The sequence below is a fragment of the Hyphococcus sp. genome, from assembly GCF_965228385.1.
Lineage (GTDB): Bacteria > Pseudomonadota > Alphaproteobacteria > Caulobacterales > Parvularculaceae > Hyphococcus.
The window spans coordinates 3634037-3657186 of record NZ_OZ245810.1; the positions used below are offsets into that span (position 1 = coordinate 3634037).

At 58.9% G+C, this 23150-nt stretch carries 28 protein-coding genes and 1 riboswitch; of the genes, 12 read left to right on the top strand and 16 right to left on the bottom strand.

All coding sequences use genetic code 11. The features are described from left to right. The first annotated feature begins 94 nt into the window (after positions 1-94). From ACQK2Q_RS17120 to ACQK2Q_RS17170, 11 genes are all read left to right on the top strand, one after another. Complete coding sequence (locus tag ACQK2Q_RS17120; protein ID WP_425410960.1) at positions 95-1108, top strand: ABC transporter ATP-binding protein; 1014 nt, start codon at positions 95-97, stop codon at positions 1106-1108. A 107-nt stretch (positions 1109-1215) separates the two neighbouring features. Next, positions 1216-2292 (top strand): extracellular solute-binding protein, encoded by a 1077-nt coding sequence (locus tag ACQK2Q_RS17125; RefSeq protein WP_425410961.1) that lies wholly within the window; start codon positions 1216-1218, stop codon positions 2290-2292. A gap of 146 nt (positions 2293-2438) precedes the next feature. Beyond that, positions 2439-2885 (top strand): Fur family transcriptional regulator, encoded by a 447-nt coding sequence (locus tag ACQK2Q_RS17130; protein WP_425410962.1) that lies wholly within the window; start codon positions 2439-2441, stop codon positions 2883-2885. An 86-nt stretch (positions 2886-2971) separates the two neighbouring features. Beyond that, a riboswitch (glycine riboswitch) is annotated at positions 2972-3068 on the top strand. A 141-nt stretch (positions 3069-3209) separates the two neighbouring features. Continuing rightward, on the top strand, positions 3210-4334 hold the full coding sequence (gene gcvT / locus ACQK2Q_RS17135; RefSeq protein WP_425410963.1) for a glycine cleavage system aminomethyltransferase GcvT: 1125 nt from the start codon (positions 3210-3212) through the stop codon (positions 4332-4334). 11 nt (positions 4335-4345) lie between these two features. Beyond that, positions 4346-4717, top strand: a complete 372-nt coding sequence (gcvH, locus tag ACQK2Q_RS17140; RefSeq protein WP_425410964.1) for a glycine cleavage system protein GcvH — start codon at positions 4346-4348, stop codon at positions 4715-4717. A gap of 122 nt (positions 4718-4839) precedes the next feature. Continuing rightward, positions 4840-6183: an aminomethyl-transferring glycine dehydrogenase subunit GcvPA gene (gene gcvPA, locus ACQK2Q_RS17145; protein WP_425410965.1), complete on the top strand. Its 1344-nt coding sequence runs from the start codon at positions 4840-4842 to the stop codon at positions 6181-6183. An 11-nt stretch (positions 6184-6194) separates the two neighbouring features. Then, entirely contained in the window at positions 6195-6698 is a 504-nt protein-coding gene (locus ACQK2Q_RS17150) for a hypothetical protein (RefSeq protein WP_425410966.1), read from the top strand. Then, entirely contained in the window at positions 6695-8272 is a 1578-nt protein-coding gene (gene gcvPB, locus ACQK2Q_RS17155; RefSeq protein ID WP_425410967.1) for an aminomethyl-transferring glycine dehydrogenase subunit GcvPB, read from the top strand. The genes ACQK2Q_RS17150 and gcvPB overlap by 4 nt, the downstream gene beginning before the upstream one ends. A gap of 53 nt (positions 8273-8325) precedes the next feature. Beyond that, complete coding sequence (locus tag ACQK2Q_RS17160; RefSeq protein ID WP_425410968.1) at positions 8326-8823, top strand: VOC family protein; 498 nt, start codon at positions 8326-8328, stop codon at positions 8821-8823. Between the two features lie 109 nt (positions 8824-8932). Continuing rightward, the gene (locus ACQK2Q_RS17165) at positions 8933-10459 is read left to right on the top strand and encodes an FMN-binding glutamate synthase family protein (protein WP_425410969.1); all 1527 of its coding nucleotides are present in this window, start codon (positions 8933-8935) and stop codon (positions 10457-10459) included. Positions 10460-10497: 38 nt separating this feature from the next. Continuing rightward, on the top strand, positions 10498-10989 hold the full coding sequence (locus tag ACQK2Q_RS17170) for a flavodoxin family protein (protein ID WP_425410970.1): 492 nt from the start codon (positions 10498-10500) through the stop codon (positions 10987-10989). A 222-nt stretch (positions 10990-11211) separates the two neighbouring features. Here the strand turns inward: ACQK2Q_RS17170 and ACQK2Q_RS17175 are convergent, their stop codons facing one another. The 13 genes from ACQK2Q_RS17175 to ACQK2Q_RS17235 form a co-directional block, all read right to left on the bottom strand. Beyond that, positions 11212-11787, bottom strand: a complete 576-nt coding sequence (locus tag ACQK2Q_RS17175) for a DUF924 family protein (protein WP_425410971.1) — start codon at positions 11785-11787, stop codon at positions 11212-11214. After that, the gene (gene atpF / locus ACQK2Q_RS17180; protein WP_425410972.1) at positions 11787-12338 is read right to left on the bottom strand and encodes a F0F1 ATP synthase subunit B; all 552 of its coding nucleotides are present in this window, start codon (positions 12336-12338) and stop codon (positions 11787-11789) included. Before atpF ends, ACQK2Q_RS17175 begins: the two co-directional genes overlap by 1 nt. A gap of 24 nt (positions 12339-12362) precedes the next feature. Continuing rightward, a complete protein-coding gene (locus ACQK2Q_RS17185; protein ID WP_425410973.1) occupies positions 12363-12926 on the bottom strand; it encodes a F0F1 ATP synthase subunit B in 564 nt (187 codons plus the stop codon). Positions 12927-12959: 33 nt separating this feature from the next. Further along, on the bottom strand, positions 12960-13187 hold the full coding sequence (locus ACQK2Q_RS17190; RefSeq protein ID WP_274494216.1) for a F0F1 ATP synthase subunit C: 228 nt from the start codon (positions 13185-13187) through the stop codon (positions 12960-12962). Positions 13188-13284: 97 nt separating this feature from the next. Continuing rightward, on the bottom strand, positions 13285-14088 hold the full coding sequence (locus ACQK2Q_RS17195) for a F0F1 ATP synthase subunit A (RefSeq protein WP_425410974.1): 804 nt from the start codon (positions 14086-14088) through the stop codon (positions 13285-13287). Positions 14089-14122: 34 nt separating this feature from the next. After that, complete coding sequence (locus ACQK2Q_RS17200; RefSeq protein ID WP_425410975.1) at positions 14123-14494, bottom strand: AtpZ/AtpI family protein; 372 nt, start codon at positions 14492-14494, stop codon at positions 14123-14125. Between the two features lie 356 nt (positions 14495-14850). Next, a complete protein-coding gene (locus tag ACQK2Q_RS17205; RefSeq protein ID WP_425410976.1) occupies positions 14851-15294 on the bottom strand; it encodes an SRPBCC family protein in 444 nt (147 codons plus the stop codon). Between the two features lie 12 nt (positions 15295-15306). Then, positions 15307-15504, bottom strand: coding sequence for a DNA-binding protein (locus ACQK2Q_RS17210; protein ID WP_425410977.1), 198 nt, complete (start codon positions 15502-15504; stop codon positions 15307-15309). Between the two features lie 3 nt (positions 15505-15507). After that, on the bottom strand, positions 15508-15975 hold the full coding sequence (locus ACQK2Q_RS17215; protein WP_425410978.1) for a VOC family protein: 468 nt from the start codon (positions 15973-15975) through the stop codon (positions 15508-15510). Further along, complete coding sequence (locus ACQK2Q_RS17220; protein ID WP_425410979.1) at positions 15972-16454, bottom strand: SRPBCC family protein; 483 nt, start codon at positions 16452-16454, stop codon at positions 15972-15974. The genes ACQK2Q_RS17215 and ACQK2Q_RS17220 overlap by 4 nt, the downstream gene beginning before the upstream one ends. Beyond that, positions 16454-16927 (bottom strand): SRPBCC domain-containing protein, encoded by a 474-nt coding sequence (locus ACQK2Q_RS17225; protein ID WP_425410980.1) that lies wholly within the window; start codon positions 16925-16927, stop codon positions 16454-16456. The genes ACQK2Q_RS17220 and ACQK2Q_RS17225 overlap by 1 nt, the downstream gene beginning before the upstream one ends. Beyond that, positions 16927-17388, bottom strand: coding sequence for an SRPBCC family protein (locus tag ACQK2Q_RS17230; RefSeq protein ID WP_425410981.1), 462 nt, complete (start codon positions 17386-17388; stop codon positions 16927-16929). Before ACQK2Q_RS17230 ends, ACQK2Q_RS17225 begins: the two co-directional genes overlap by 1 nt. Positions 17389-17398: 10 nt before the next feature. Next, positions 17399-17758, bottom strand: a complete 360-nt coding sequence (locus tag ACQK2Q_RS17235) for an ArsR/SmtB family transcription factor (protein WP_425410982.1) — start codon at positions 17756-17758, stop codon at positions 17399-17401. Positions 17759-17879: 121 nt separating this feature from the next. Between ACQK2Q_RS17235 and ACQK2Q_RS17240 the strand changes: the two genes are divergently transcribed. Beyond that, complete coding sequence (locus tag ACQK2Q_RS17240) at positions 17880-18266, top strand: YybH family protein (protein ID WP_425410983.1); 387 nt, start codon at positions 17880-17882, stop codon at positions 18264-18266. Here ACQK2Q_RS17240 and smc read toward each other — a convergent pair whose 3' ends face one another. From smc to ACQK2Q_RS17255, 3 genes are all read right to left on the bottom strand, one after another. Beyond that, entirely contained in the window at positions 18267-21746 is a 3480-nt protein-coding gene (smc, locus tag ACQK2Q_RS17245) for a chromosome segregation protein SMC (RefSeq protein WP_425410984.1), read from the bottom strand. 124 nt (positions 21747-21870) lie between these two features. Next, the gene (locus ACQK2Q_RS17250; RefSeq protein WP_425410985.1) at positions 21871-22578 is read right to left on the bottom strand and encodes a DsbA family protein; all 708 of its coding nucleotides are present in this window, start codon (positions 22576-22578) and stop codon (positions 21871-21873) included. Between the two features lie 82 nt (positions 22579-22660). Next, complete coding sequence (locus tag ACQK2Q_RS17255; RefSeq protein WP_425410986.1) at positions 22661-23098, bottom strand: DciA family protein; 438 nt, start codon at positions 23096-23098, stop codon at positions 22661-22663. Positions 23099-23150: the final 52 nt, after the last annotated feature.

Here is a 23150-nt window from a genome sequence, read left to right on the forward strand (position 1 = left end):
TTGTTCTTGATTATCGTTATTAACTGGTGACATCTATGCGAAAGTCAGGCATTTCCCAACACCCTGTCGCAAAAAGTCGGACGGCGTATCGCTCATGAGCCTTGATCTGAAAGATATCTCGCATCGTTTTGGCGAGACCGAGGCGCTGAAAAATGCCAGCGTTTCAGTATCGCCGGGCGAGCTTGTGTGTTTATTCGGGCCGTCTGGATGCGGAAAGACAACGCTTTTGCGTATTGCGGCGGGGCTGGAGCCGTTACAGGCGGGAACGGTGGCGCTGGAGGGGGCGATGCTGGCCCAGCCGGGACGCGAAACGCCGCCGGAGAAGCGTCCTGTCGGCCTCGTTTTTCAGGATTACGTTTTGTTCCCCCACTTGACGGTGGAAAAGAATATCGCGTTCGGGCTCGCAGGCGCATCCAAAGTCAGGCAGCGGGTGAGCGATCAGTTGCATGCGTTTGGCATCGCCGCGCTCGCGCAGCGTTATCCGCACGAGCTTTCCGGCGGGCAACAGCAACGTGTGGCGCTGGCGCGCGCTATGGCGCGCAAGCCCAAAGCGCTTCTCCTCGATGAGCCGTTCGCCAGCATTGACGTCACGCTCCGGCGGCGCCTTCGAAATGAATTGCGCCGTACCCTGAAGGAACAGGGTGCGGCGGTCTTGCTGGTGACGCACGATCCCGAAGAAGCGCTGGCGCTTGGCGACCGGATCGCTCTGATGCGCGGCGGTGAAATTATCGAGGCCGCAAGCCCGGAGAATTTATATCGCGCTCCTGCGACGCCGGAAGGGGCGAAAATTTTCCCCGGCGGTCAGATCGTAAAAGGCGATATACGCAGCGGTTTCTTTCATTCCATGCTTGGGCCGGCGCCAGTCTCGGGCCTGCCGGACGGGCCGGGACTTGCGGTCTTGCGGGCGGGGGCGATTAGCTGCGCGCCGGACATGGCTGGAAAATTCGCCGTCGCCGAAGTGCGTTTCACCGGCCCCGATTGGGCCGTATGGCTGGAAACAGAAGGCGGCGATGAGGGGATAACGGTCATGCAAACGTCTCCGCCGGAAAGGGCGGCCCGCATGAACGTCAACATAGACTGGTCAAAAGGCTTTATCTTCGCCGTTTGAAGCGGCCTTTCTCCGATCGGCTGGCGTCTCAAGGGCTTGAAGCCAGCGCCTGTTTCCGATAAACGCTAATAAGAATTATTCGCAAAAACACTGGAGAGACGATTTTCATGGCGCGCAATAAACAAGCATTGGGACTGGGGTTGGCGGCGGCGGCTGGCGCTGTGTTTTTGACCGCCTGCGGCGGACAGGAGGGCGCATCAGACGGCGAGGCAAACGGCGCGCTTCCTAGCGCGGGCGAAGTCAACGTCTATTCAGGCCGCCATTATGATTCCGATCTCGTACTTTACGATCAGTTTACGGAAGAAACCGGCATTAAGGTCAATTATATCGAAGCGGGCGGCGATGCGCTTATTGAACGCATCACCCAGGAAGCGGACGCAAGCCCGGCTGATATTTTTATAACGGCCGACGCCGGCATTCTCTGGCGCGCCGACCAGCGTGATGTTTTTCGCACGATTGATAATGAAACGCTGGAGGCGCGGGTGCCCTCGCAGTTCAGACATCCCGACGGTAAATGGTTTGGCCTTTCCAAACGCGCCCGGATTATCATCTACAACAAGGAAATGGGCTTGCCTGACGGGTTGGTAACCTATGCGGATCTGGCAAATCCTGAATACCGCAATATGATTTGCGTGCGTTCGTCTTCCAATATTTACAACCAGTCCCTGCTGGCTTCGCGCATTGCGCATTGGGGTGCGGCGCGCGCCGAAGAATGGGCTGCAGGAGTCGTTGCGAATTTTGCGCGCAAGCCGCAGGGGAACGACACCTCCCAGATTGAAGCGGTGGCGGCGGGCATCTGCAGGCTGGGGATCGTCAACAGTTATTATACAGCGCGCTTCAAGGGCGTAGACGATCCGGACGCGGCCGCCATCGGCGACAGGTTCGAGCTGTTTTTCCCCGACCAGCAAGGCGCAGGCGCGCATGTAAACATCTCTGGCGCGGGCGTCACCAGAAACGCGCCCAACGCAGAGAATGCGGAACGGCTCCTGGAATTTTTGCTCCGGGAAGAAACGCAAGGGACTTTCGCCAGCGGCAACAATGAATATCCCGTGGTCGAGGGCATTGACGCGCAAGGGCCCATCGCCGCCTATGACGACTTCAAGGCTGACGCCTTGCCGGTGGCGGCGCTGGGCGAGAACCAGGCCGAGGCGGTGCGCATTTTCGATCGCGTCGGCTGGCCCTGAACCGCCGGCGCCTTCCGCGCGCAAGCGTCTGGGCGCGATCTGAGGGGTAATAGAATGCGAAAAGACGCGCACTATCAACGCTGGCGCGGGGTTGCGGATTGATATAACATAGATATAACAAAATTCGTAGCCTAGGGAGCGCAATTGTGGCGGAGAGTGTAGCCAAAGCGGGGAACAGAGCCGCAAACGACGATGCTGAACGCAAACGGCCGGCCGGCCTTTTGAAAAATGAAAAGATGGTCTGGGACATTCTGGCGGCGAGCAAAGACCCGCTGAAAGCCTATGAAATCCTCGACAAGCTGAAAGAGCGCGGCGTACGCGCGCCGATGACGGTTTATCGCGCGCTGCAAGGTCTGGAAGCCAAGGGGCATATTCACAAACTCGACGGGCTGAACGCATTTGTGCTCTGCACGCATGAAGGCCCGCATATGGTTCAGACCTTTCTGGTTTGCGATTCCTGCCAGAATGTCGAAGAGCTGGAAGTTGTCGCGGTCGAGGCGGACATTGCGCCGGCGGTGCGCGCAGCGTCCTTCGACATGCACACGGCGCGTCTTGAAATAAAGGGACACTGCATTTCCTGCGCTGCGGCGTAACTGCCTTACCGCCCCGCCGTCACAGAATCATTGACTCGATAGATTGCTCGCCTATGGTCTAATCGCGTCGGCGCGGGTGCGCCGGCAAGCCAGATGCGGGAGAGATTGCGCTTGCCGTTCAAGCGCGGCGCCGAAGGAGCAACCGCCCCGGAAACTCTCAGGCAAAAGGACCGCAGTGGCGTTTACAGGCTGGAAAGCGGGCGAGGATAATGTCGCCCCGCCGAAGGAGTAGGCAGCAATTCGGTTATTGCTGTGAAATCTCTCAGGCGCCCATGACAGCCGGGGTCGCCGCAATTTGCGGCGATTTGATCATGGGACGGATGAATGCCGCAAAACACCGAATTAAAGAAAACGCCATTGAACGGCCTGCATCGCTCGCTGGATGCGCGCATGGTGGAATTCGCCGGTTACGATATGCCGGTGCAATTTCCCATGGGCGTGATGAAGGAACACCTGCACACGCGAGAAAAGGCTGGGTTGTTTGACGTATCCCATATGGGGCAGGCTTCCGTTGTCGGGCCGGATCATGAAACCGTCGCGCGCGCGCTGGAATCCGTTGCGCCGGGGGAGTTCATAAAACTGGGCAAGGGACGGCAGCGATTGTCCGTTCTGCTGAATGAAGCGGGCGGCATTCTCGATGATCTCATGGTCGCGCGCCCCGACGAAGACGGACGTTTGAACATTGTCGTCAATGGCGCGTGCAAGGAAGCGGACTACAAATATCTTGAGGAAAAACTGCCGGATGACGTCGCGCTTGAACGCCATGACGACCGCGCGCTGCTGGCGCTGCAGGGACCCAAAGCATCGGACGTCCTGGCGAAACATTGCCCCGCCGCCGCCGATCTCAAATTCATGAGCTTCGCGCCCCTTTCCATCGCCGGTATCGAGGCTGTCGTGACCCGCGGCGGATATACAGGCGAAGACGGTTTTGAAATCTCGGTGCGGGGCGCCGACGCGGAAAAACTGGCGAAGCTGTTGCTTGACGAGCCGGATGTGGCGCCGATCGGGCTTGGCGCGCGCGACTCGCTGCGTCTCGAAGCGGGCATGTGCCTTTACGGGCATGATCTGACGCCCGAAATTTCGCCGGTTGAGGGCAACCTTTCTTTCACAATCGGTAAGCGCCGTCGCGAAGAGGGCGGTTTTCCGGGCGCCGCGCGCATTCAAAAAGAGTTACAGGATGGGCCTGCGCGTTTGCGTGTCGGCATCAAGCCGGAAGGAAGGGCGCCGGCGCGGGAAGGCGCGGAAATTCAGTCTGCTGACGGAAAAACTATCGGCGTTGTCACGTCCGGCGGTTTTGGCCCCAGCGTAGGGGCGCCGGTCGCCATGGGATATGTCGAAACGGATTACGCCGAAACCGGCACGCCGCTGCAATTGATTGTGCGCGGCAAGGCCCTGCCGGCTGTCGTCGCCGACATGCCGTTCACGCCAAATCGCTATTATAGAGGTTAGGGAGATTATTGATGAGCGTTAAATATTCAAAAGACCATGAATGGGTGAAAGCGGACGGTGACGTTTACATCGTCGGCATCAGCGCACACGCCGCCGAACAGCTTGGCGATGTTGTGTTTGTCGAATTGCCGGAAAAGGGAAAAACCTATTCCAAAGGCGATGAAATGGCGGTGGTGGAATCCGTCAAGGCGGCGTCGGACGTATATGCGCCGATCTCCGGCGAAGTGATCGAAGTAAACGACGCCATCGTCGACGAACCCGCGAAGGTGAACGAGGACCCCGCGGGCGCGGCCTGGTTCGTGAAACTGAAAGCCAGCAACGCCGGCGAACTCGACGAATTAATGGACGAGGCGGCGTACAAGGATTTTGCGGAAAACTCATGAACGACCGCAATTCAAAAGCCGGCGCGGGTATGGCGGTAGGCATTGGACCGGGCGCCGCCATTGGCGCGGCGATAGGCGCTTCAAACTCTCGTAACGGCGACGAATAGAAACAGGATATACCGATGCGTTACCTTCCTTTGGACAATGCCGACCGCGAAGCGATGCTGAAGGTGATCGGCGCTGACAAAATCGACGATCTGTTCGCCGACGTGCCGGAAGACGCGCTGAACGCAAAATTCGATCTGCCCGATCATCAGGGCGAGATGGAGGTGGAGCGCGCGCTTTCCGCCATGGCGGCGAAGAACCGCGCAGCGGGCGCGGGGCCGTTTTTCATCGGCTGCGGCGCTTACAAGCATCATATTCCCGCCACGGTCGATCATATTATTCAGCGTTCGGAATTTTTGACCGCATACACGCCCTATCAGCCGGAAATTGCACAAGGCACGCTGCAATATCTATTCGAATTCCAGACGCAGGTTGCGGCCTTGACCGGCATGGAGGTCGCCAACGCCTCCATGTATGACGGCTCAACGGGCTGCGGCGAGGCGGCGCTGATGGCGCGCCGCGTGACGAAACGCGACAAGATTTTGCTGTCGGGCGGGCTTCATCCGCAATACGGCGCCGTGACGCGCACCAATCTTGAACTGGTGAACGCAACCGTCGTGCAGGCGCCGATGGATGTGGACGCGTCGGAAGATATCGCCTCGCAGATTGATGACGAAACCGCTTGCGTCATCGTTCAGACGCCGGATGTGTTCGGCAATGTGCGCGATTTGGCGCCCATCGCCGAGGCCGCGCACAAACACGGCGCCCTGCTGGTTGCGGTGGTGACGGAAGTGGTCTCGCTCGGTGCGCTTAAAAGCCCTGGCGAGATGGGCGCCGACATCGTCGTGGGCGAGGGGCAATCCATCGGTAATGGTCTCAATTTCGGCGGGCCTTATGTGGGCCTCTTCGCCACGCGGCAGAAATATATGCGGCAAATGCCGGGTCGGCTCTGCGGCGAGACGGTGGACGCTGAGGGCAAGCGCGGTTTCGTGTTGACGCTTTCAACGCGCGAACAGCACATCCGCCGCGACAAGGCGACATCGAACATCTGCACAAACTCGGGCCTCTGCACGCTTGCGTTCACCGCGCATATGACGCTGCTGGGCGAGGCGGGCTTGCGCAAACTGGCGATGCTGAACCACGAAGCGGCGTGCAAAACCGCCGATGCGCTTGGCGCCATCGACGGCGTCGAGGTCGTGAACAAGAACTACTTCAACGAATTCACGCTGCGCTTGCCGAAAAACGCCGAGGAAGTCGTCGAGCAACTTGCAAACGAAGGCGTTCTCGCGGGCGTGCCCGGCGGACGCCTTTGGCCGCACGAGACGCAAGCCGACAATCTGCTCATTGTTGCAGCGACGGAATGCGTGACGGATGAAGACATTGCGACTTTGAAAAAACACATCAAGAGCGCTATTTCATAGTAGTAGATGTCATGAATGACATATTTCAAAATACTGATGACAATTTTGTTTTGCCAAAGCTCAACGAAGTGTTTGGTATATCAATCGCAAGCGCGATGACTCCTGCTTTGATGATATTAAGTTTTGTGATGTTGTCTGAGTTTGCCGCCTTGTATGATCTAGGGGAACGCTTGACGCCGTACCGCCCTTTTTCATTTCAGGTCTTTTGGGAGTTTTTTCAAATCATTCCGATCGCCTACCTTTTTCTTTTCTGGATGATACCGATTGCCGTTCTGTGCCATTTGGCATTGCGCATAAAAATCTTTTCGCATCAATTCTCGGCTGCACTGTTTTTGGGTTCATTCGTTGCGCTGATTTTGGGGCTTTCTTTCATTGGTGAAACCGCACAATCCGAATTTGGTTATGCGCGGAGTACGATGTTGGGCATTTTCATAGTCGGCGGTGGCCTTACCGGAGCTGTGAATTTATTTGTTTATAGGCTGATCGCTCGAAATTATGGAGCAAAAAAGGTATGACCATGAATAATCAAGGCCGCCCGACACGCGCAGAAGGTTCCGCCATGACTGATGCTCCAACGTTCACCGGCAACAAGGCGCTGCAGATCGAAGAGGCGCTGTCGTTCGAGATCGGTTCCTACGATCAGACCGGGGTCGACCTGCCCGAACCGTCAGGAAAAACCGATCGTCTCGGCGGTCTGAACCGCGACTGTGAAATCGGCCTGCCGGGCCTGTCCGAGCCTGAGACCATGCGTCATTTCGTGCGCCTCTCGCAAAAGAACTACGCCATCGACATGGGGCCGTTCCCGCTTGGCTCCTGCACCATGAAACATAATCCGCGCCTTAACGAAAAAATCGCGCGGCTGCCTGGTTTCGGCGATTTGCACCCCCTGGCGCCCGAAAGCGCCGTACAGGGAGCATTGGAGCTGATCGACCAGCTTGCCTTCTGGCTGAAAGAACTGACGGCCATGCCGGCGGTCGCCATGTCGCCAAAGGCCGGCGCCCATGGCGAGCTTTGCGGCATGATGGCGATCAAGGCCGCGCTCGAAGCGCGCGGCGAAGCGGACAAGCGCACGCGCGTGCTGGCGCCCGAAAGCGCCCACGGCACCAACCCGGCGACGGCGGTGCAGTGCGGGTTTACGGTGGAGGCCATTCCGGGCGATGAAACAGGCCGCGTCGATCTGGCGGCGCTGAAAGAAAAACTGGGCGAGGACGTCGCCGGGATCATGGTGACCAACCCGAACACCTGTGGCCTCTTTGAGCGCGATATCCGCGCCATCGCCGACGCCGTTCATGAAGCAGGCGGTTATTTCTATTGCGACGGCGCCAATTTTAACGCCATCGCGGGCAAGGTGCGGCCGGGCGATCTCGGCGTCGACGCCATGCATATCAATCTGCACAAGACGTTTTCAACGCCGCATGGCGGCGGCGGGCCGGGCTCCGGCCCGACCGTGTTGTCGGAAGCGCTCGCGCCCTTCGCGCCTGTGCCTTACGTGACGTTTGAAGATGACAAATACAGCCTCGTTGAAACACGCCGCGCGGCGAAAGCCGATGATGACGGCAAAAGCATGGGACGGTTGACGGCTTTTCATGGGCAAATGGGCATGTTCACGCGCGCGCTCGCCTACATGCTGTCTCACGGCAAGGACGGCGTCAAACAAGCGGCCGAAGACGCAGTTCTGAACGCCAATTATGTGCTCGCGCGGCTGAAAAAGGAAATGACTCCGGCGTTTGAAGGCTACTGCATGCATGAGGCGCTGTTCGACGACCGGTTCCTGAAAGACACCGGTGTTGAAACCATAGACTTCGCCAAGGCGATGATTGATGAAGGCTATCATCCCATGACCATGTATTTTCCATTGGTCGTTCACGGCGCCATGCTGATCGAACCGACGGAATCGGAATCCAAACGCGAGCTTGATCTATTCTGTGACGCGCTGTTGAGCCTTGCCAAACGTGCGAAAGCGGGCGAGGCTGAAGCGTTCAAGGCGGCGCCCGTTCATGCGCCGCGCCGCCGTCTCAATGAGACTGCCGCTGCGCGCAAACCCGTTTTGCGCTGGACGCCTGCAGCGCCGGCGGAAGCTGCCGAGTAAAAAGGAGCGCCGGCGGAAGCGGCTCAGGGAAAAAAGAGAAGGGGAACAGCTTGATGACTTTCGCAACACTCGCGGCCTCTGTCGCCGCTGTATTCAAGCTCGCCGCCGCCGCCTCTTCGCAAGCGGATATATGCGCGCCCGATGGCCGTTACGCTTTTGCAGGGGCTGCGGTCTATGATTCAGAAGGTCTGGCTGCGTGGTATAAAGATGTATTCGGTTTTCATCAGGAGGCGGAGCTTGAAAACGAGGGCCGCCCTTCAACTTACATCATGCGCTGCGCCAATCTGAAGCTGGAAATTCTGCCGCATCGTGATTTTACGACGGCGGAGACAGCGAGCGAGCGGTTACAGTCGCAAGGCTTTCCCTATGGGCCGTTCAAATTCGGATTGCAGGTCGCCGAGCTGGCCCCCGTGCTGGCAAGGCTCGAAGAGAACGACATCGCCATTATGGTTGGACCGATCGCTATGGATCACGGTCAGTCTTTTGTCTTGATCCGCGATCCGGCCGGCAATGTCGTGCAATTTTTCGGCGCGCACGAAGCGGACGATTAATCCATATCTCACGGAACATCACGTTTGCGCTGCTGTTCTTTCAGTATGTCATCTTTATCTGTAAAGGGGTGGCGGCGAAGCGTTTTGCGCGGAAATAAAGGCGGCTGACATGAATTTCCTTGCGAATTTCACCATGACCGGGCTTGAGATCCTGACCACGATTTTCATTTTTGTTGTGGGGCTGACGGTTCTCGCCGTTATAGTCATGTTTATTGCGGATTCCTCCCAGTCACGGGATGCAATCCGTCACAACTACCCCGTGGTCGGGCGATTCCGGGAACTGTTCACGCGGCTTGGTGAATTCTTCAGACAATATTTTTTCGCGCTTGATCGTGAGGAAATGCCGTTCAACCGCGCCGAACGGGACTGGGTTTATAAATCGGCGAAAGGAAAGAACAATACGCATCCTTTCGGCTCCACCCGTAATCTCAATCTTGTCGGCTGCCCGATTTTCGTCAATTGCGCCTTTCCGCGCCTTGATGAAGAAGCCACAGATCCGCCGCCTGTTGAGTTTGGTCCGCATACGCCCAATCCCTATCGCATTGAATCGATCATCAATATTTCCGCCATGAGTTACGGTTCCCTGTCGAAACCGGCTATCAGGGCGCTCTCGCACGGGGCGGCGCGTGCAGGCTGTTACCTCAATACCGGAGAAGGGGGCCTTGCGCCCTATCATCTTGAAGGCGGCTGCGATGTTGTTTTTCAGATGGGTACGGCGAAATATGGCTGCCGCAATGAAGACGCCACACTCAACGAAAAAAATCTCGCTGAAATCGCCGCCCGCCCGGAAGTCAAAATGATCGAAGTGAAGCTGGCGCAGGGCGCCAAGCCCGGCAAAGGCGGGATTTTGCCGGCCGCAAAAGTCACACGCGAGATCGCAAAAATCCGCGGCATCCCTGCGGGCAAAGCGTCAATCTCACCGAACCGCCATCCGGAAATCGACAATATGGGCGAGCTTCTGGATTTTATCGAGCGTGTGCGCCGCGTTTCTAAATTGCCCACAGGTTTCAAGACCGTGATGGGCGCCTATGGCTGGGTCGATGATTTATGCGATGAAATCGAAAAACGCGGGATCGAATCGGCGCCGGATTTCATTACGCTGGATGGCGGCGATGGCGGCACCGGCGCGGCGCCCATGTCGCTGATGGACAATGTCGGCCTGCCGCTCAAACAGGCGCTCCCGATCCTGACGGATATTCTCGAACGCCGCGGCCTGCGCGACCGCATCAAGATTATCGCTTCCGGCAAGCTGGTGACGCCGGCGGAGGTCGCCTGGGCCTATTGCGCCGGCGCGGATGTGGTGAATACGGCGCGTGGTTTCATGTTTTCCATCGGCTGCATTCAGGCGATGCGCTGTCACACCAATAATTGCCCGACCGGCGTGACGACGCACAAAAAATCCCTGCAAGGCGGGCTCGACCCGAAAGTCAAAGGTCCGCGCGTCGCCAATTATGTGGACAAGATGCGCAGAGACGTCGCCATGATCGCCCATTCCTGCGGCGCCCCTCATGCGCGCGCGCTCAAGCGTTTTCATGTGCGCATACAGCAGGATGACGGCACATCCGTGCCGCTTGATCAGTTGCTGGCGCGTTCAAGACCGCTGGCGCCGCATGAATATGCGAAGGAAAATTCCTGAAGCTCGAATCACACGCCAAACGCCTGTAGTATGGCGTGATGGAAAAGCTGCTGATCGTCTACCATTCCAGAACCGGCGGAACGCAGGCAATGGCCGAAGCCGCGGCTGAGGCGGCGCGCGCAGAAGGCGGCGTGGAAACAATTTTAAAACGCGCCGATGAAGCAGAACCTGACGACCTGTTGGCTTCGGATGGATATATATTCGCCGCGCCGGAAAATCTCGCCGCCATCGCCGGGGTCATGAAAGCATTCTACGACCGCTGTTATTATGCGGTGCTGGGAAAAATCGAAGGGCGCCCGTACGCGCAGATGGTGTGCGCAGGCTCCGACGGCGAAAATGCGGTGAAACAAACCGCGCGCATCGCGAAAGGCTGGCGGTTAAAAATCGCGCAGGAGCCGATCATTATCTGCACGCATGCGCAGACAAAAGAAGAGATTCTCGCTGAAAAAACCATTCCCGAAGAAGAGTTGAAGCGTTGCCGCGAGCTTGGCGCGGCGATGGCCGCGGGGCTGGCCATGGGTGTGTTTTGAAAGTCCTTTGGGCTATTACCCTAAACCTTCACCTTGGATGTCGGGCCATAATACAAAAACCCTCATCATGAGGCGCCAACGCAGCGCGTTTGCCTCAAAGGATGTGACGTTAATTGTGCGTCCGCCGCACATCCTTCGAGGCTTTTGCGATACAAAAGGGTCTCAGGATGAGGTTTTTTGGATTTACGCGCCAGACAAGAAGGGGCAAAAATTTCTTCGCGGCTAAGGATTAAACCCGCCGGCTTTGAGAAACGTAATTTCATCCGGCGTCGATTTGCGTCCCAGAATTTTGTTCCGGTGCGGAAAGCGCCCAAAGCGATCAATGATATCGCGGTGCTCAATAGCGAAAGGCAAATTCATCGTGCCCGGCAATTGCGCCTTGAACAGCGCGACGCATTCTTCCTGTACGCGTAAATTTTCCGAATGCATGAACGGCATGTAAAAGAACGCGCGTTCCTTGGGCCCATACAGTTGATCGAAGCGGCGGCGAAGCGCTTCGCGCGCCACATCAAGCGCCTGTTCGTCTTGTGCAAATGCGCGTGGATCATCGCGATAGATGTTCCGTGAAAACTGATCCAGCAGAATGATGAGCGCGAGGCAGTGCTGCGGATGCGTGCGCCAGGCGTCGAGCTTTCCTGCTTTCGCCGCGTCATGCAGCGCGCCGAAACGGCGCCGGATTTCATCGTCAAACGCAGTGTCGCGCCGGAACCATTGGTATGGCTTCGATTCCTCAAACCAGAATGAGAGGATACTTTCAGCCGCGGCTGCGGTGGGGCGCGCTTTCAACGGCGCTTCCATTAATTCAGCTTGTCGCGCAGTCCCGCGATCTCGCGATCGATAAAGGCGTTTTGCGCGCCGCCGTCCATGCGCTCGGCAATGATAATGCGCGCTGCTTCTATGGCGAGATCGGCGGTTTGTCCGCGCACTTCTGAAATCGCTTGCGCTTCGGCGCGTGCGATCTTGTCCTCAGCAGCGCGCGCACGGCGCTCGGTCTGCTCGGCGATTTTTTCCTTTGCTTCGCGCGCGAGGCGCTTGGCGTCTTTTTTGGCGGCGTCGATGATCGCAGCGGCTTCTTCCTCCGCTTCACGCTGGCGGCGCTGGTAGGAGGCGAGAAGCTCTTGCGCCTCTTCGCGCATTTTGCGCGCCTCGTTGATCTCGTCGGCGATTTTCTGCGCCCGCTTGTCGAGCCCGCCGACAATCATTTTATGCACGCCCGCCCGCGCGAAAACGCCGATAACGATTATAAACGCGATCAGGACATAAAAGGACGTATCCTGAAAGAGACCGACCGATTCGTGACCGGCGGCTTGGTTTACTGCGGCGGCGGCGAGTGTGGCGAGTGAGATCATCTGCGGCTTCCTCCTGGCGCTGGCTTATGCGCTCGCGGCGTTGTCGATAGCGCGTTTGATGGCGTCATCCGTCGGCGCCTCGTCGATCAATGCTTCAACAACGGCGCGCGTCGTGTCGCGCGCCGCCTCGCGGACTTTCTCTGCGGCGTCCGTTTTCATCTTGGCGATACGCGCTTCTGCGGCGTCAAGCTGGTTATCGAGCGCTTCGTCGGTTTCGGCCTGAAGCGCGGCGATTTCCTTGTCAACATCGGCGCGCGTGTCCGCCGCGATGCTCTGGGCCTTGGCGCGGGCGTCGGCGAGCGCCTTGTTATAGGCTGCTTCGGCCTCGTCCGCCTGACGTTTGAACTCGGACGCCTGATCGAGATCGTCGGCGATCCGGTCGCGTCGTTCCTCAATGGCGCCGCCGAGCGAAGGCAGGAAGCGCCCGGCCATCAGCCAGTAAAGCACGCCGAACGTCACCACCAGCCAGAACAACTGGCTTGGCCACCAGGCCGGATCAAGCTGCGGCAGGCCCGCGGATGACGCTTCGCCATGAGCGTCCGCCGGAGCCGCCGCGGCGGCGGTTAACAAAGAAGCAAGAACGGACAATTGTCCCTCCTTAAATTGTAAACGTTCGCCTGATTAGAACGTGTAAAGAATGATCATCGCGATCGCGAAGCCGAGAAGACCGGTGAATTCGGTCAGCGCGAAGGCGAGAAGCATGGTCGGCTGGTTCTGGGCGGCGGCCGACGGGTTGCGAAACGCGCCGGAAAGAAAGTTGCCGAAGATGAGGCCAAGGCCGACGCCAGCGCCCGCAAGCGGGATTGAGGCGAGACCGGCGCCGATGAGTTTTGCTGCTTCTGCTTCCATTTTATCACTCCTGGAGTTTTTTCGTTGAGCCGTTTGATCCCAATGCCGCGGTTGGCTCTTCGCGCCGGGCGGGAAACTTTATTTTCTTGTGTCCGTCCTAATGGTCCGATGCATGGGCCGCGTCGCTGAGATAAATGCAAGTCAGCACTGCGAAGACATATGCCTGTAGCGCGGCCACCAGAAATTCGAGCGCCGTCACCGCGATCGCGCCAAGGAAAGGCGCAATGCCGAACGCCATGACCGCGCCGCCGGCGCCGAGCAGCGATACGACGAAACCGGCGAACAGTTTCAGGATCACGTGACCGGCGAACATGTTGGCGAACAGACGTATGGCAAGGCTCAATGGCCGCGACAGGAACGAGATGACCTCGACCGGCACCAGAATGGGCATCAGCCACAAAGGCACGCCGGAAGGGGCGAACAGTTTGAAGAATTTGAGGCCGTTTTTCAAAAAGCCATAAACAATAACGATGGTGATGGTCAGCATGGCGAGCGCCAGCGTCACGATCAGGTGGCTTGTGGGCGTAAAGGTGTGCGCTTCGGCGGGCGTGCCGGGAAGGGACGGGATCAGACCGAAGAGGTTCATGATCAAGATCCACAAGAACAGTGTAAAAACGTAAGGAAAGAACTTGCGGCCTTCCGAACCGATCGTATCGCGCACCAGGTCGGAAACGAATTCGTAAAGCACCTCGGCGGTGGATTGAGTCCGGCCGGGGATGAGGCCTGCGCGCCGTGTCGCCATAGCAAAGAAAAGAATAATTGCGCCGGTGCCGATAATCATCCAGACGGCGGAATTGGTGAGCGAGATGTCGATGCCGCCGAGACTTAACGGCACGATGGGCAGAATTTCAAACTGCTCCATTGGCCCAGCGGCCCGCATTTTGAAGATCGCGTCGATCATATGCCGTTTCCCGGTCCGTCCTTCAAAGCATGCGTCAGGTGTCTGACGGCTGCTCGTTTTGTTCCTTCAGGGTGCGCATCATGTTGCGCAACCCGGCTGCAAATCCTAGGGCCATGCCCACAAGCAGGAACGCCGGTTGCGTTTCCAGCCAATGATCCAGACCCAGACCCAACAGGCAGCCCACAAACAGCCCGGCGAGAAGATCGGATGAGATCCGCATTGCGCGGCCCCATGCCGACGCCGACCCTTGCGGACGTGTCTCCTGACCCTGAGCGCGCATACGCTCCAGCCGCACGGAAAACGCATCCAGCGAGGGCGGTTCGTCTCGATTGGGATTTTCGCCCATGAGCTTGCCCGAAAACGGGCGCGAACGGACGCTCGCACCCTTTAAAATCGCGCGGACCATAGAGGCGCCGCAGCGCAGCGTCAAGCAAGGGAATTTTCCCTTAAATTGCTGATTTTTATGTGGAAAAAGGGGCGCGGCGTCTCGCCGCGCCGGGGGCCCTGAAAGAATCGCAAGGCGCGGCGGTGATCGGACTGAAACCACGGCGAAAACAGCGTTGATTGGCGGGCCGTTGCGCGCTTGAATTCGCTGCGGCGGCTGAACCTGCCGGCAAAAGCGCGAAGCTGTGGAAAATGATCAGGCCGCCCCGCGCCGTTCAGCGGCCGCCGAGCCAATCTGCCGCGATCACACGTATGGCGTGAATTCAGGCCACGTTCTTTTTCGCACTCATGATCTTCCGCCATCAGCTTATAGCCGGTTTATTGATTGATTTCCGGTTCCACGAGCCTGGTGAGTTTGTTCAGCGACTCCTGCCAGCCGAGATAGCACGCTGCAGAGGGAATGACGTCAGGCACGCCTTCCTGCACGACGGTGATTTCCGCGCCGACCGATACGGCGGTCAGCGTGATTGTGATTTTCATTTCGCCAGGAAGGTTGGGATCGTCGAAGCGATCAGTGTAGACCAGCTTTTCGCCGGGAATGAGTTCCAGATATTCGCCGCCGAAAGAATGGCTGTCGCCGGTCGTGAAGTTGCGGAACGACATTTTGTGCTTGCCGCCGACCTTTGCCTCAAGTTCATGAACGGTGCATAGAAATCCGTAAGGCGGCAGCCAGCTGGCGATGGCGTCGGCTTCCAAAAACGCCCGGTAGATCTTTTCCGGCGCGGCGGCGACCACGCGATGTAATTTTATCGTATTGGGCACGGGTCTCTCCTTTTATGAATTGGGTTTTGCGAATTTAAGGCCCTGCGTTTTCATGGCGGACTTGAGCAGGGTCAAAGCTTTTGGTCCCATGCCGTGCAGGGCGGCGGCATCGGCTTCACGTGTCTTCGCCAATTTCTCAAGCGATGTGAGACCGGCGCCGGCGAGCGCGCGGCGCGCCGGGGCGCTAAGTTTTTCCGGAAGAGCGGTCATCGACTAACCGTTAAAAGCGGTTTCAATCGTTGCGATGTCGATCTTGCGCATATCGTACATGGCCTGGCGCGCGCGTTCCGCCGCGACCTGATCTTTCGCCGTGACGGCGCGCACCAGCGCTTTCGGTACGATCTGCCACGACACGCCATACCGGTCGGCCAGCCAGCCGCATCGGCTCTCTTCTCCGCCATCGGCAAGAAGGGCGCTCCATAGCCGGTCGGTTTCGTTCTGATCTTCCGTCAGTACGGAAATCGACGCCGCCGGCGAGAGCTTATAGTGCGGGCCGCCGTTCAGGATCTGATAGGGCGCGCCGGCGAGCGTGAACTCGACCGTGACGGGTTCGTTCCCCGGCTCTGCGGGATATTCGCTGTCGATGCGGCTGTCAGGCAGCAGCGAGACATAAAATTTTGCAGCTTCCAGACCGCCTTTTTCAAACCACAGGCAGGTGCGGACTTTGGAATTTTCATTCATTGCTCATTCTCCATCAGGCGTTGAAGATAAGGGCCCATCGCGTCGAGGGCATTGGTCCAGCTTGCCGAAAATCCTGCAGCATTCGCAGCGTCAAGCGCATCCCCATCGGGAAATTGCGTGTAGATTTCAATGCGTGTCTTGTTATTCACGGCCTCGAACAATACTTCGACGCGCGCTTTTGGAGGGAGCCCGCACCCGCAATCGGTTGGCGCGCGCGCATCGCCTTCATAAACGATGCGTTCAGGCGCGACGATTTCAAGAAACGCGCCCGCGGCGGGAACAACTTCTCCCTCTGGCGTTTTCATCAGCACTCGGAACTCGCCGCCCACGCGAAAATCCATTTCGCATGTGGTGTGCTCCGGCCCGAACGGCCCCCACCATTGCGCAATGTGTGCGGGATCAGTCCAGACCTTCCAGACCAGCGGCCGCGGCGCATCATAAATTTTCGACATTCTCAATTCGTTGGGAATGACGAGCATCAGGAAGACCCTTCTACTTTTAACGCGTCATCCAGTCGGCCAAGGCCCCAATTCCAGCCTTCAGTGCGGCTGGTGTTTTCATCCAAGCCGGTCAGAAACGCATTGTCTTCTGTCAGGGTCAATCGTGCGCCGTTTCCGTGCGGTTTCAGTTCAATAATTGTCATTGAAACCGAGAAAGGCGCGCCGTCGAGAGTCATGTAATAGGTGAGAACGATCTTCTCATTTTCGACGATATAGTGATAGACGCCGTCATTGGAAAAGGTTCCGCCGCCGGGTTTGCGGCCATGGCATCGCTCGGCGCCGCCGGGCCGAAAATCAAGGCTGTACTCATCAAGCTCGAAACCGTCGCTTTCGGCGCCGAACCATTGCCGCTTGGCCTCGGCGCTGGACCACGCGGCGAAGACGCGCTCCGGCGGAAAGTCGTAGTCGCGTGTTATCGTCAGGCTTGCGTGAACAATGTCCGGCGTTGTCATCACAGCCCTCCCGCAATTTCTTCGAGTTGTTCAAAGACCTGGCCCCAGCCTGCATGAAAACCCATTTCCTCGTGTTTCTTTTTGTCCTCTTCGTTCTTGTGTTTGACGATTGCGGAATATTCGACGCCGCCGGGGCAATCTTTCATGGTGATGATGGCGGTCATGAAAGACGATCCCGTTGGCCGCCAGTCCTTTTCCATGCAATCCGAGATAACGATGCATTCTTTTTCTTTCACATAAACGATGCAGCCATTTTGCGGCATTTCTTCGCCTTCAGGGCCGCACATGACCATTTGCGAGGCGCCGCCGGGCCGCAGTTCCATATTGACGTCTTTCACGGTCCACGGTTTCGGACACCACCATTGTTCGAGAATTTTTGGATCGGACCAGGCTTTCCAGATCTGGTCGCGCGTGACATTCATGGTTCGGGTAATGAAGAGATCGTGGTCTTCGGGTTTCATGGGGTTCTCCTTATTCTTTATCTGTAGACTGAAGGCTTTTGAGATAGACGTCGAGCCGGTCGAGCCGGCCTTCCCAAACGGCGCGCTGATGCGCGATCCATTCCTCCGCCTCAGTGAGGCGCAAGAGCTGCGCTTCGCAGGTCCTGACACGCCCCTGCTTTTTTGATTTCACGAGGCCGCTCTCCTCCAGCACTTTCAAATGCTGGAGAAATGACGGAAGCGCCATATCGAACGGTTTCGCGAGATCGCTCACCGTGGCCGGGCCTTCTGTCAGGCGGGAGAGAACAGCGCGTCGTGTAGGGTCGGCAAGGGCCTGAAAGACGTTGTCCAGCTCACTTTTCGGGTTCTGGGGTTCTTGATAGTTAGGCATTTGCCTTACTTATTGACGGCTTACCGGCGAGTCAACAATAATTAGGCAATTACCTAAGTTTAATATTTTGCCCGTGCGTGCGGAGGCGATAAACGCTCCCCAAACCCAATGGAGGCTGCGAATGACCGAAGATGAAAAAGCGATCCGGAAACTTGTTTCCGACTGGATGGAGGCAACCAAAGCTGGCGACAAAGAAGCCGTGCTCGACCTCGTCTCGGAGGACGTACTTTTTCTGACGTCGGGCCAGGCGCCGTTCGGTAAGAAGGAATTCGCCGGCGCCGATGATAATAGCGACATGCCGAAGATCGAGGGGAGCAGCGAAATTCTCGAACTGGAGGTGATGGGCGAACGCGCATGGACCCGCAATCAGATCAATATTTCGATAACGCCGCCTGACGGCGGTCGGGTCCAGAAGATGTCCGGACAGACGCTGACGATTTTCGGCAAGGAAAAAGACGGCAAGTGGCGGCTTTTCCGCGACGCAAATTTCGTGGCGCCGGCGAAATAATTATTCAGCCGCCGCGAGCTGTTCCGCTTTTGAAAGATCCACCGACACCAGTTGCGACACGCCGCGTTCAATCATTGTTACGCCGAAGAGCCGGCTCATGCGCGACATGGTGAGCGCGTGGTGCGTGATAATGATAAAGCGGGTTTCCGTTTCCGCCGCCATTTCGTGCAGGAGGCGGCAAAAGCGCTCCACATTGGCGTCGTCTAGCGGCGCGTCGACCTCGTCCAGCACGCAAACGGGCGCCGGGTTCGCCATGAAGACCGCGAAGATGAGCGCGGTCGCGGTCAGCGCCTGTTCGCCCCCCGACATCAGCGACATTGAGGCGAGTTTCTTGCCCGGCGGCGAGGCCATGATCTCAAGGCCGGCTTCCAGCGGATCGTCGGAATCGATCAGGCGCAGTTCGGCCTGACCGCCGTTAAAGAGGCGTTTGAATAGATCGCCGAAATTGTTGTTCACGGTTTCGAAAGCGTCGAGCAGACGCTGGCGCGCTTCGCGATTCAGATTGCCGATGGCGTTGCGCAGCTTGCGTATGGCGTTGTCGCAATCCTCGCGCTCTACGGCGAGTTCTTCCAGCCGCTCGCCGACTTCTTTCATTTCTTCGTCGGCGCGCAGATTGACGCCGCCGAGGTTTTCGCGCTCGCGCTTGTAGCGCTCCAGCTTGCGTTCAACATCTTCGCGCAGCGGCAGGTCCGCGCCGTCTTTGTGTTCCGCAATGGCGAGCAGGTCTTCGGGCGCCGCCTCGCATGTCTCCCGGGCCAGATGTGTTGCTTCCTCGACGCGTTCGGCGGCCGCTTCGGCCTGCGCCTGCAACCGCGCGCGGGCTTCGCGCGCGTCGCTGGCTTCCGCATCCGCCGCCTTGGCCGACTTGTCCGCTTCAACGGCGATCCGCTGACCTTCGGCGAGCGCGTCAGCGGCGTCATTGCGGCGTTTTTCAGCAACGGCGATCTGGTCGAGAAGAGCTTTGCGTTTTTCTTCGATAGCCCCAGGCGCATTTTGCGCGATTTCATGCGCGGCGACAGTCTCCTCAAGTCGGCGTTCGATGTCTTCAAGGCGCGACTTGGCGGTCTCGCCGCGCGTCGACCAGGACGCGCGCTCGCGAGCGACTTCGGCAAGCCGGTCGGCGCGTGCTTTGGCCTCGCGTGCGATATCGGCATGGGACGCGCGCGCCTCGCTGGCGTCGATCCTGGCGGCGCCGACAGCCCCGCGAAGGTCTGCAAGTTCGTTGGCGATGCGGTCCGCATCAGGCAGGGCGCTGCGCTCTTCATCCAGCGCCGCGCGGGCGCGGGCCGTTTCTGTTTCTTCCTCGGCGAGACGGGCGAGGTTCTCATCGATGGAGGCGATGCGCGCCCCGGCGCGCTCGCTTTCGCGCTCAAGTTCATTCAGCCGTGTGCGGACAGAATCAAGCGCTCGTCTTGCGTCTATGAACAGGCCGCGCGCTTCGCGTTCATTCTGCTGTTTGCGTTTCAGCGTTTCACTGGCGCCGTCATGATCGCGTCTTGCTGTTTCTGCTGCGGCCTGCGCTGTTTCATAATTGCCGTCGAGCACCGCAAGCCGGTTGCGCTGCTCCAGCCGGATGGCGGCCGCTGTTTTCGCATCCGCAAGCGTTGTAAAACCGTCCCAGCGCCAAAGATCGCCATCGCGGGAAACTAGCCGTTGACCGGGCTTTAACTGATCGCGCAGCCGCGCCCCATCGCTCGCATCCACAACTCCAATGGCGGAAAGCCGGCGGGTCAGCGCTGCAGGCGCCCGCACGAAACGGCCGAGCGGCGCCGCGCCTTCGGGCAGCGGCGAGCCGCGTTCGGCGTCAACCGGCGCCTGTCCCAGATGCGACCAGTGGGCGGGCGCGGCCTCATCGACAGCCGCGCCAAGATCATCGCCAAGCGCGGCCGCGAGGGCGTTTTCATAGCCCGGCTCGACATCAATCAGTTCTATGAGAGGCGGGAAATCCTGCGCGTCATTGGCGGCGAGCACGCGCCGCAGCGCCTCGCGCTCTGCATCGAGCTCGGTGAGGCTCTGCTCGGCGTTGCGCAAAGGTCCGCGTAAGGACGTTTCAGCCCGCTCCGCCTCCTGGCGCTCTTCTTCAGCGCGATGAAAGGCGGTTTCAGCGGTGTTTGCGGCGTTGTCCGCCGCGTCGTATCTTGTTTTGGCGTCCTCAAGCGCGCGCGCCTGTTCTTCGGTCGGCGCAATCAGGTCGCGCTCGTCCTTATAGCTGCGCAATTGTTCGGTAATTTTCTCAAGCCGCCGTTCCGCCGCGGCGATATTGCCGTCAACGGTTTTGCGCCGCGCTTCGACGTCGGCGGCCTCTTTCGATTTTTCATCGAACGCCGCTTCGGCTTTTTCCAGTGCGGCTGCCGCTTGTGCAACCGCGTCTTGTGCTTCGTCAAGGCGCGCGCCTTCGCTGGCTTCGCGCGCGTTCAGGTCTTCGTCCTCGCGCGCAAGCGCGCCAAGGGCGTTCTCCGCGTCCGTCAGCAGTTCTTTTTCCCGCGCAATATCGGTTTTGAACCGGTCGATCTCGGCTGAAAGCCGCGCCAGTTCCGCTTCGGCGCGCTGGGCTTCCTCGTCGAGATTTTCCCGCGCCACTGTCAGGCGATGCAGCGCCGCTGCTTCTTCGGCTTCTTTCAGTCGTAACGGGTCGAGCGCTTCATGCGCCTGGGCCTGCGCCGTCGACGCCGCGGCGGCGACGCGCGTCGCCTCTTCGATCAGCGTTGCGATGTCTGACAAGCCGCTTGACGCTTTTTCCTGCGCATCGACGGCCTCGCTCCAGCGCAGATATGACAGCATCGCTTCGGTGCGCCGGATATCGCCGGAGACATTGCGATAACGCGTCGCCTGACGCGCCTGTCGCGCAAGCGCCGTTTTCTGCGTCTCAAGCTCGCCCATCACATCGTCAAGACGCTCAAGATTGGTTTCCGCCGCGCGCAGACGCAGCTCAGCCTCGTGACGGCGCGAATGCAGGCCGGTCACGCCGGCGGCCTCTTCCAGAAGGCGGCGCCGGTTCTGGGGCTTGGCGCTGATCAGTTCCGCGACCTGCCCCTGACGCACCAGCGCCGGCGAGTTGGCGCCGGTCGAGGCGTCGGCGAAAAGAAGCTGAACGTCTTTGGCGCGCACTTCCTTGGCGTTGATGCGGTAGATCGACTGCGTGCCCTCTTCCTTGCGGATGATCCGGCGCGAAATCTCAAGCGTGTTGTGTTCGTTATATTCAGCGGGGGCGGAACGGTCCGAATTGTCCAGCGTCAGGATCACTTCCGCCCAGTTGCGGGCCGGCCGCATGGACGTGCCGGAGAAAATCACCGCGTCCATACCGTCGCCGCGCAGCGCCTTGGCGGATGTGGCGCCCATGACCCAGCGCAGGGCCTCCAAAAGGTTGGACTTGCCGCAGCCGTTCGGTCCGACGATTCCCGTCAGGCCGTCGCGGATTTCAAAATCGGTCGGTTCTACAAAAGATTTGAACCCGACAAGGCGGACATTGGTAAACTTCAAGGCGTCTTTTCCCGACTAAAAATGCTGGCGCGGAGCCCACTACTCCAAGCCAAGCTTCCCAAGCGTCAATGATCGCCGATTCTGGCCCAAGGCCAAGACCGTAAAGACGATTTGGCGTTGCGGTTTATTCCCCAGCGTCGGCGAGAGCGGCGTCGATCGCTTCGGAGAAATCCTCGGCCGATGAAAAGTGACGGGTCTCACCATTAACAACAAAGCTCGGCGTGGACGAAATATTGTATTTCTGGCTGCCTTCGCTAATGTTTTCGTTAAGAAAATCAACCAATTCCTGTCTATTTACGCAAGCATCGAAGTCAGATTCAGTCATATTCGCCTGCGCCGCGATCTTTAACAGCTCCGCGCGCGGCGTGGCGCTGCCGATCCATGTGCGCTGGGTTTTGAAAAGCGCGTCCAGCACAACGAAATAGGCGTCCGTGCCGCCCTTGTCGGCGGCGCAGCGGGCCAGCATGGATGAGGCAAAGGCGAGGTTGGCGGGCGCGGTCGGGAATTCGCGGAAGACGAAGCGAACCTTGCCGGTGTCGACGTATTTTTCCTTGATTTCCGGATAAACAGTCTCGTGGAAGGTCGCGCAGTGCGGGCAAGTGGTGGATGCGTATTCTATCACCGTCACCGGCGCATCAGCGGACCCGACGGTCATGTCGGAAAGTGCGCCGTCGCCTTCTGTGATTTCGGCGTCCGCTGATCCCGCAGCCGGCGCGTCCCCGTCCGCAGGGTCGCCGGATCCGGAAGAATTGGCCCCGCCGCACGCTGCGAGGGCGAAGGCAAAACTGGCGGCGAGCGCGGCGGACCGAAACGGGGTAAGCGAAAGAGACATCGGGAAAACCTTTTCAAAACAAAAGCGGGTTGACCTGCAAAATCGCCGATGGCGCAGCGAATAGCAAGCCGTGTCGCCCCAATCAGCGGTCCGGATTGCGCCTTTTCACGGCGGAGCGGAAAGACGCGAGCGCCGCGCCTAGCGGGCTGTCGTCGTCCGCTTCTCGGGCTTCGGGCCGGGGGGGCGTTGCGCGCGCCCGGCCGGATTGGCGAATATGCAGCCGCGCGAGGCTGCGCGGGCCCAGATACGCGTTAAGACGGCGGATCAGCTCATCGGACTGCATTTGCACTTCCGAAGCGGCGGCGCCGTCGCGAACATGGATTTCAAGAGTTTTGTCACGGCCCTGGCCGGTGATCCGGCCCGGTCGCGACAGCGCCGCGATCCGCTCGCCAGCCAGCGCTGGCCAGCTTTCGGCGAGCGAGGGGTCGATAAATTTTGTTTTCTTCGCGAGCGCCGCAAAAATATTGGCGCTGGCGCGGGCGAGTTTCGGCGGCGCGCGCCGGGCTGGTCTGGTTTTCATGTGGCGCTGCATGACAATTTCTATCTTGGCGTTTTTCTGTGAGGCTATCATA

Excerpts from the sequence above, each read along its gene's own strand:
- ACQK2Q_RS17215 (WP_425410978.1), bottom strand. The coding sequence starts at position 15,975 with ATGAATGAAAATTCCAAAGTCCGCACCTGCCTGTGGTTTGAAAAAGGC.
- ACQK2Q_RS17235 (WP_425410982.1), bottom strand. The coding sequence starts at position 17,758 with ATGCCTAACTATCAAGAACCCCAGAACCCGAAAAGTGAGCTGGACAAC.
- ACQK2Q_RS17120 (WP_425410960.1), top strand. The coding sequence starts at position 95 with ATGAGCCTTGATCTGAAAGATATCTCGCATCGTTTTGGCGAGACCGAG.
- ACQK2Q_RS17170 (WP_425410970.1), top strand. The coding sequence starts at position 10,498 with ATGGAAAAGCTGCTGATCGTCTACCATTCCAGAACCGGCGGAACGCAG.
- ACQK2Q_RS17230 (WP_425410981.1), bottom strand. The coding sequence starts at position 17,388 with ATGAAACCCGAAGACCACGATCTCTTCATTACCCGAACCATGAATGTC.
- ACQK2Q_RS17225 (WP_425410980.1), bottom strand. The coding sequence starts at position 16,927 with ATGACAACGCCGGACATTGTTCACGCAAGCCTGACGATAACACGCGAC.
- ACQK2Q_RS17175 (WP_425410971.1), bottom strand. The coding sequence starts at position 11,787 with ATGGAAGCGCCGTTGAAAGCGCGCCCCACCGCAGCCGCGGCTGAAAGT.
- ACQK2Q_RS17250 (WP_425410985.1), bottom strand. The coding sequence starts at position 22,578 with ATGTCTCTTTCGCTTACCCCGTTTCGGTCCGCCGCGCTCGCCGCCAGT.
- gcvPA (WP_425410965.1), top strand. The coding sequence starts at position 4,840 with ATGCGTTACCTTCCTTTGGACAATGCCGACCGCGAAGCGATGCTGAAG.
- ACQK2Q_RS17190 (WP_274494216.1), bottom strand. The coding sequence starts at position 13,187 with ATGGAAGCAGAAGCAGCAAAACTCATCGGCGCCGGTCTCGCCTCAATC.
- ACQK2Q_RS17125 (WP_425410961.1), top strand. The coding sequence starts at position 1,216 with ATGGCGCGCAATAAACAAGCATTGGGACTGGGGTTGGCGGCGGCGGCT.
- ACQK2Q_RS17160 (WP_425410968.1), top strand. The coding sequence starts at position 8,326 with ATGACTTTCGCAACACTCGCGGCCTCTGTCGCCGCTGTATTCAAGCTC.
- ACQK2Q_RS17200 (WP_425410975.1), bottom strand. The coding sequence starts at position 14,494 with ATGGTCCGCGCGATTTTAAAGGGTGCGAGCGTCCGTTCGCGCCCGTTT.
- gcvPB (WP_425410967.1), top strand. The coding sequence starts at position 6,695 with ATGACCATGAATAATCAAGGCCGCCCGACACGCGCAGAAGGTTCCGCC.
- ACQK2Q_RS17210 (WP_425410977.1), bottom strand. The coding sequence starts at position 15,504 with ATGACCGCTCTTCCGGAAAAACTTAGCGCCCCGGCGCGCCGCGCGCTC.
- gcvH (WP_425410964.1), top strand. The coding sequence starts at position 4,346 with ATGAGCGTTAAATATTCAAAAGACCATGAATGGGTGAAAGCGGACGGT.
- ACQK2Q_RS17220 (WP_425410979.1), bottom strand. The coding sequence starts at position 16,454 with ATGCTCGTCATTCCCAACGAATTGAGAATGTCGAAAATTTATGATGCG.
- ACQK2Q_RS17165 (WP_425410969.1), top strand. The coding sequence starts at position 8,933 with ATGAATTTCCTTGCGAATTTCACCATGACCGGGCTTGAGATCCTGACC.
- ACQK2Q_RS17195 (WP_425410974.1), bottom strand. The coding sequence starts at position 14,088 with ATGATCGACGCGATCTTCAAAATGCGGGCCGCTGGGCCAATGGAGCAG.
- gcvT (WP_425410963.1), top strand. The coding sequence starts at position 3,210 with ATGCCGCAAAACACCGAATTAAAGAAAACGCCATTGAACGGCCTGCAT.
- ACQK2Q_RS17150 (WP_425410966.1), top strand. The coding sequence starts at position 6,195 with ATGAATGACATATTTCAAAATACTGATGACAATTTTGTTTTGCCAAAG.
- ACQK2Q_RS17240 (WP_425410983.1), top strand. The coding sequence starts at position 17,880 with ATGACCGAAGATGAAAAAGCGATCCGGAAACTTGTTTCCGACTGGATG.
- ACQK2Q_RS17255 (WP_425410986.1), bottom strand. The coding sequence starts at position 23,098 with ATGAAAACCAGACCAGCCCGGCGCGCGCCGCCGAAACTCGCCCGCGCC.
- atpF (WP_425410972.1), bottom strand. The coding sequence starts at position 12,338 with ATGATCTCACTCGCCACACTCGCCGCCGCCGCAGTAAACCAAGCCGCC.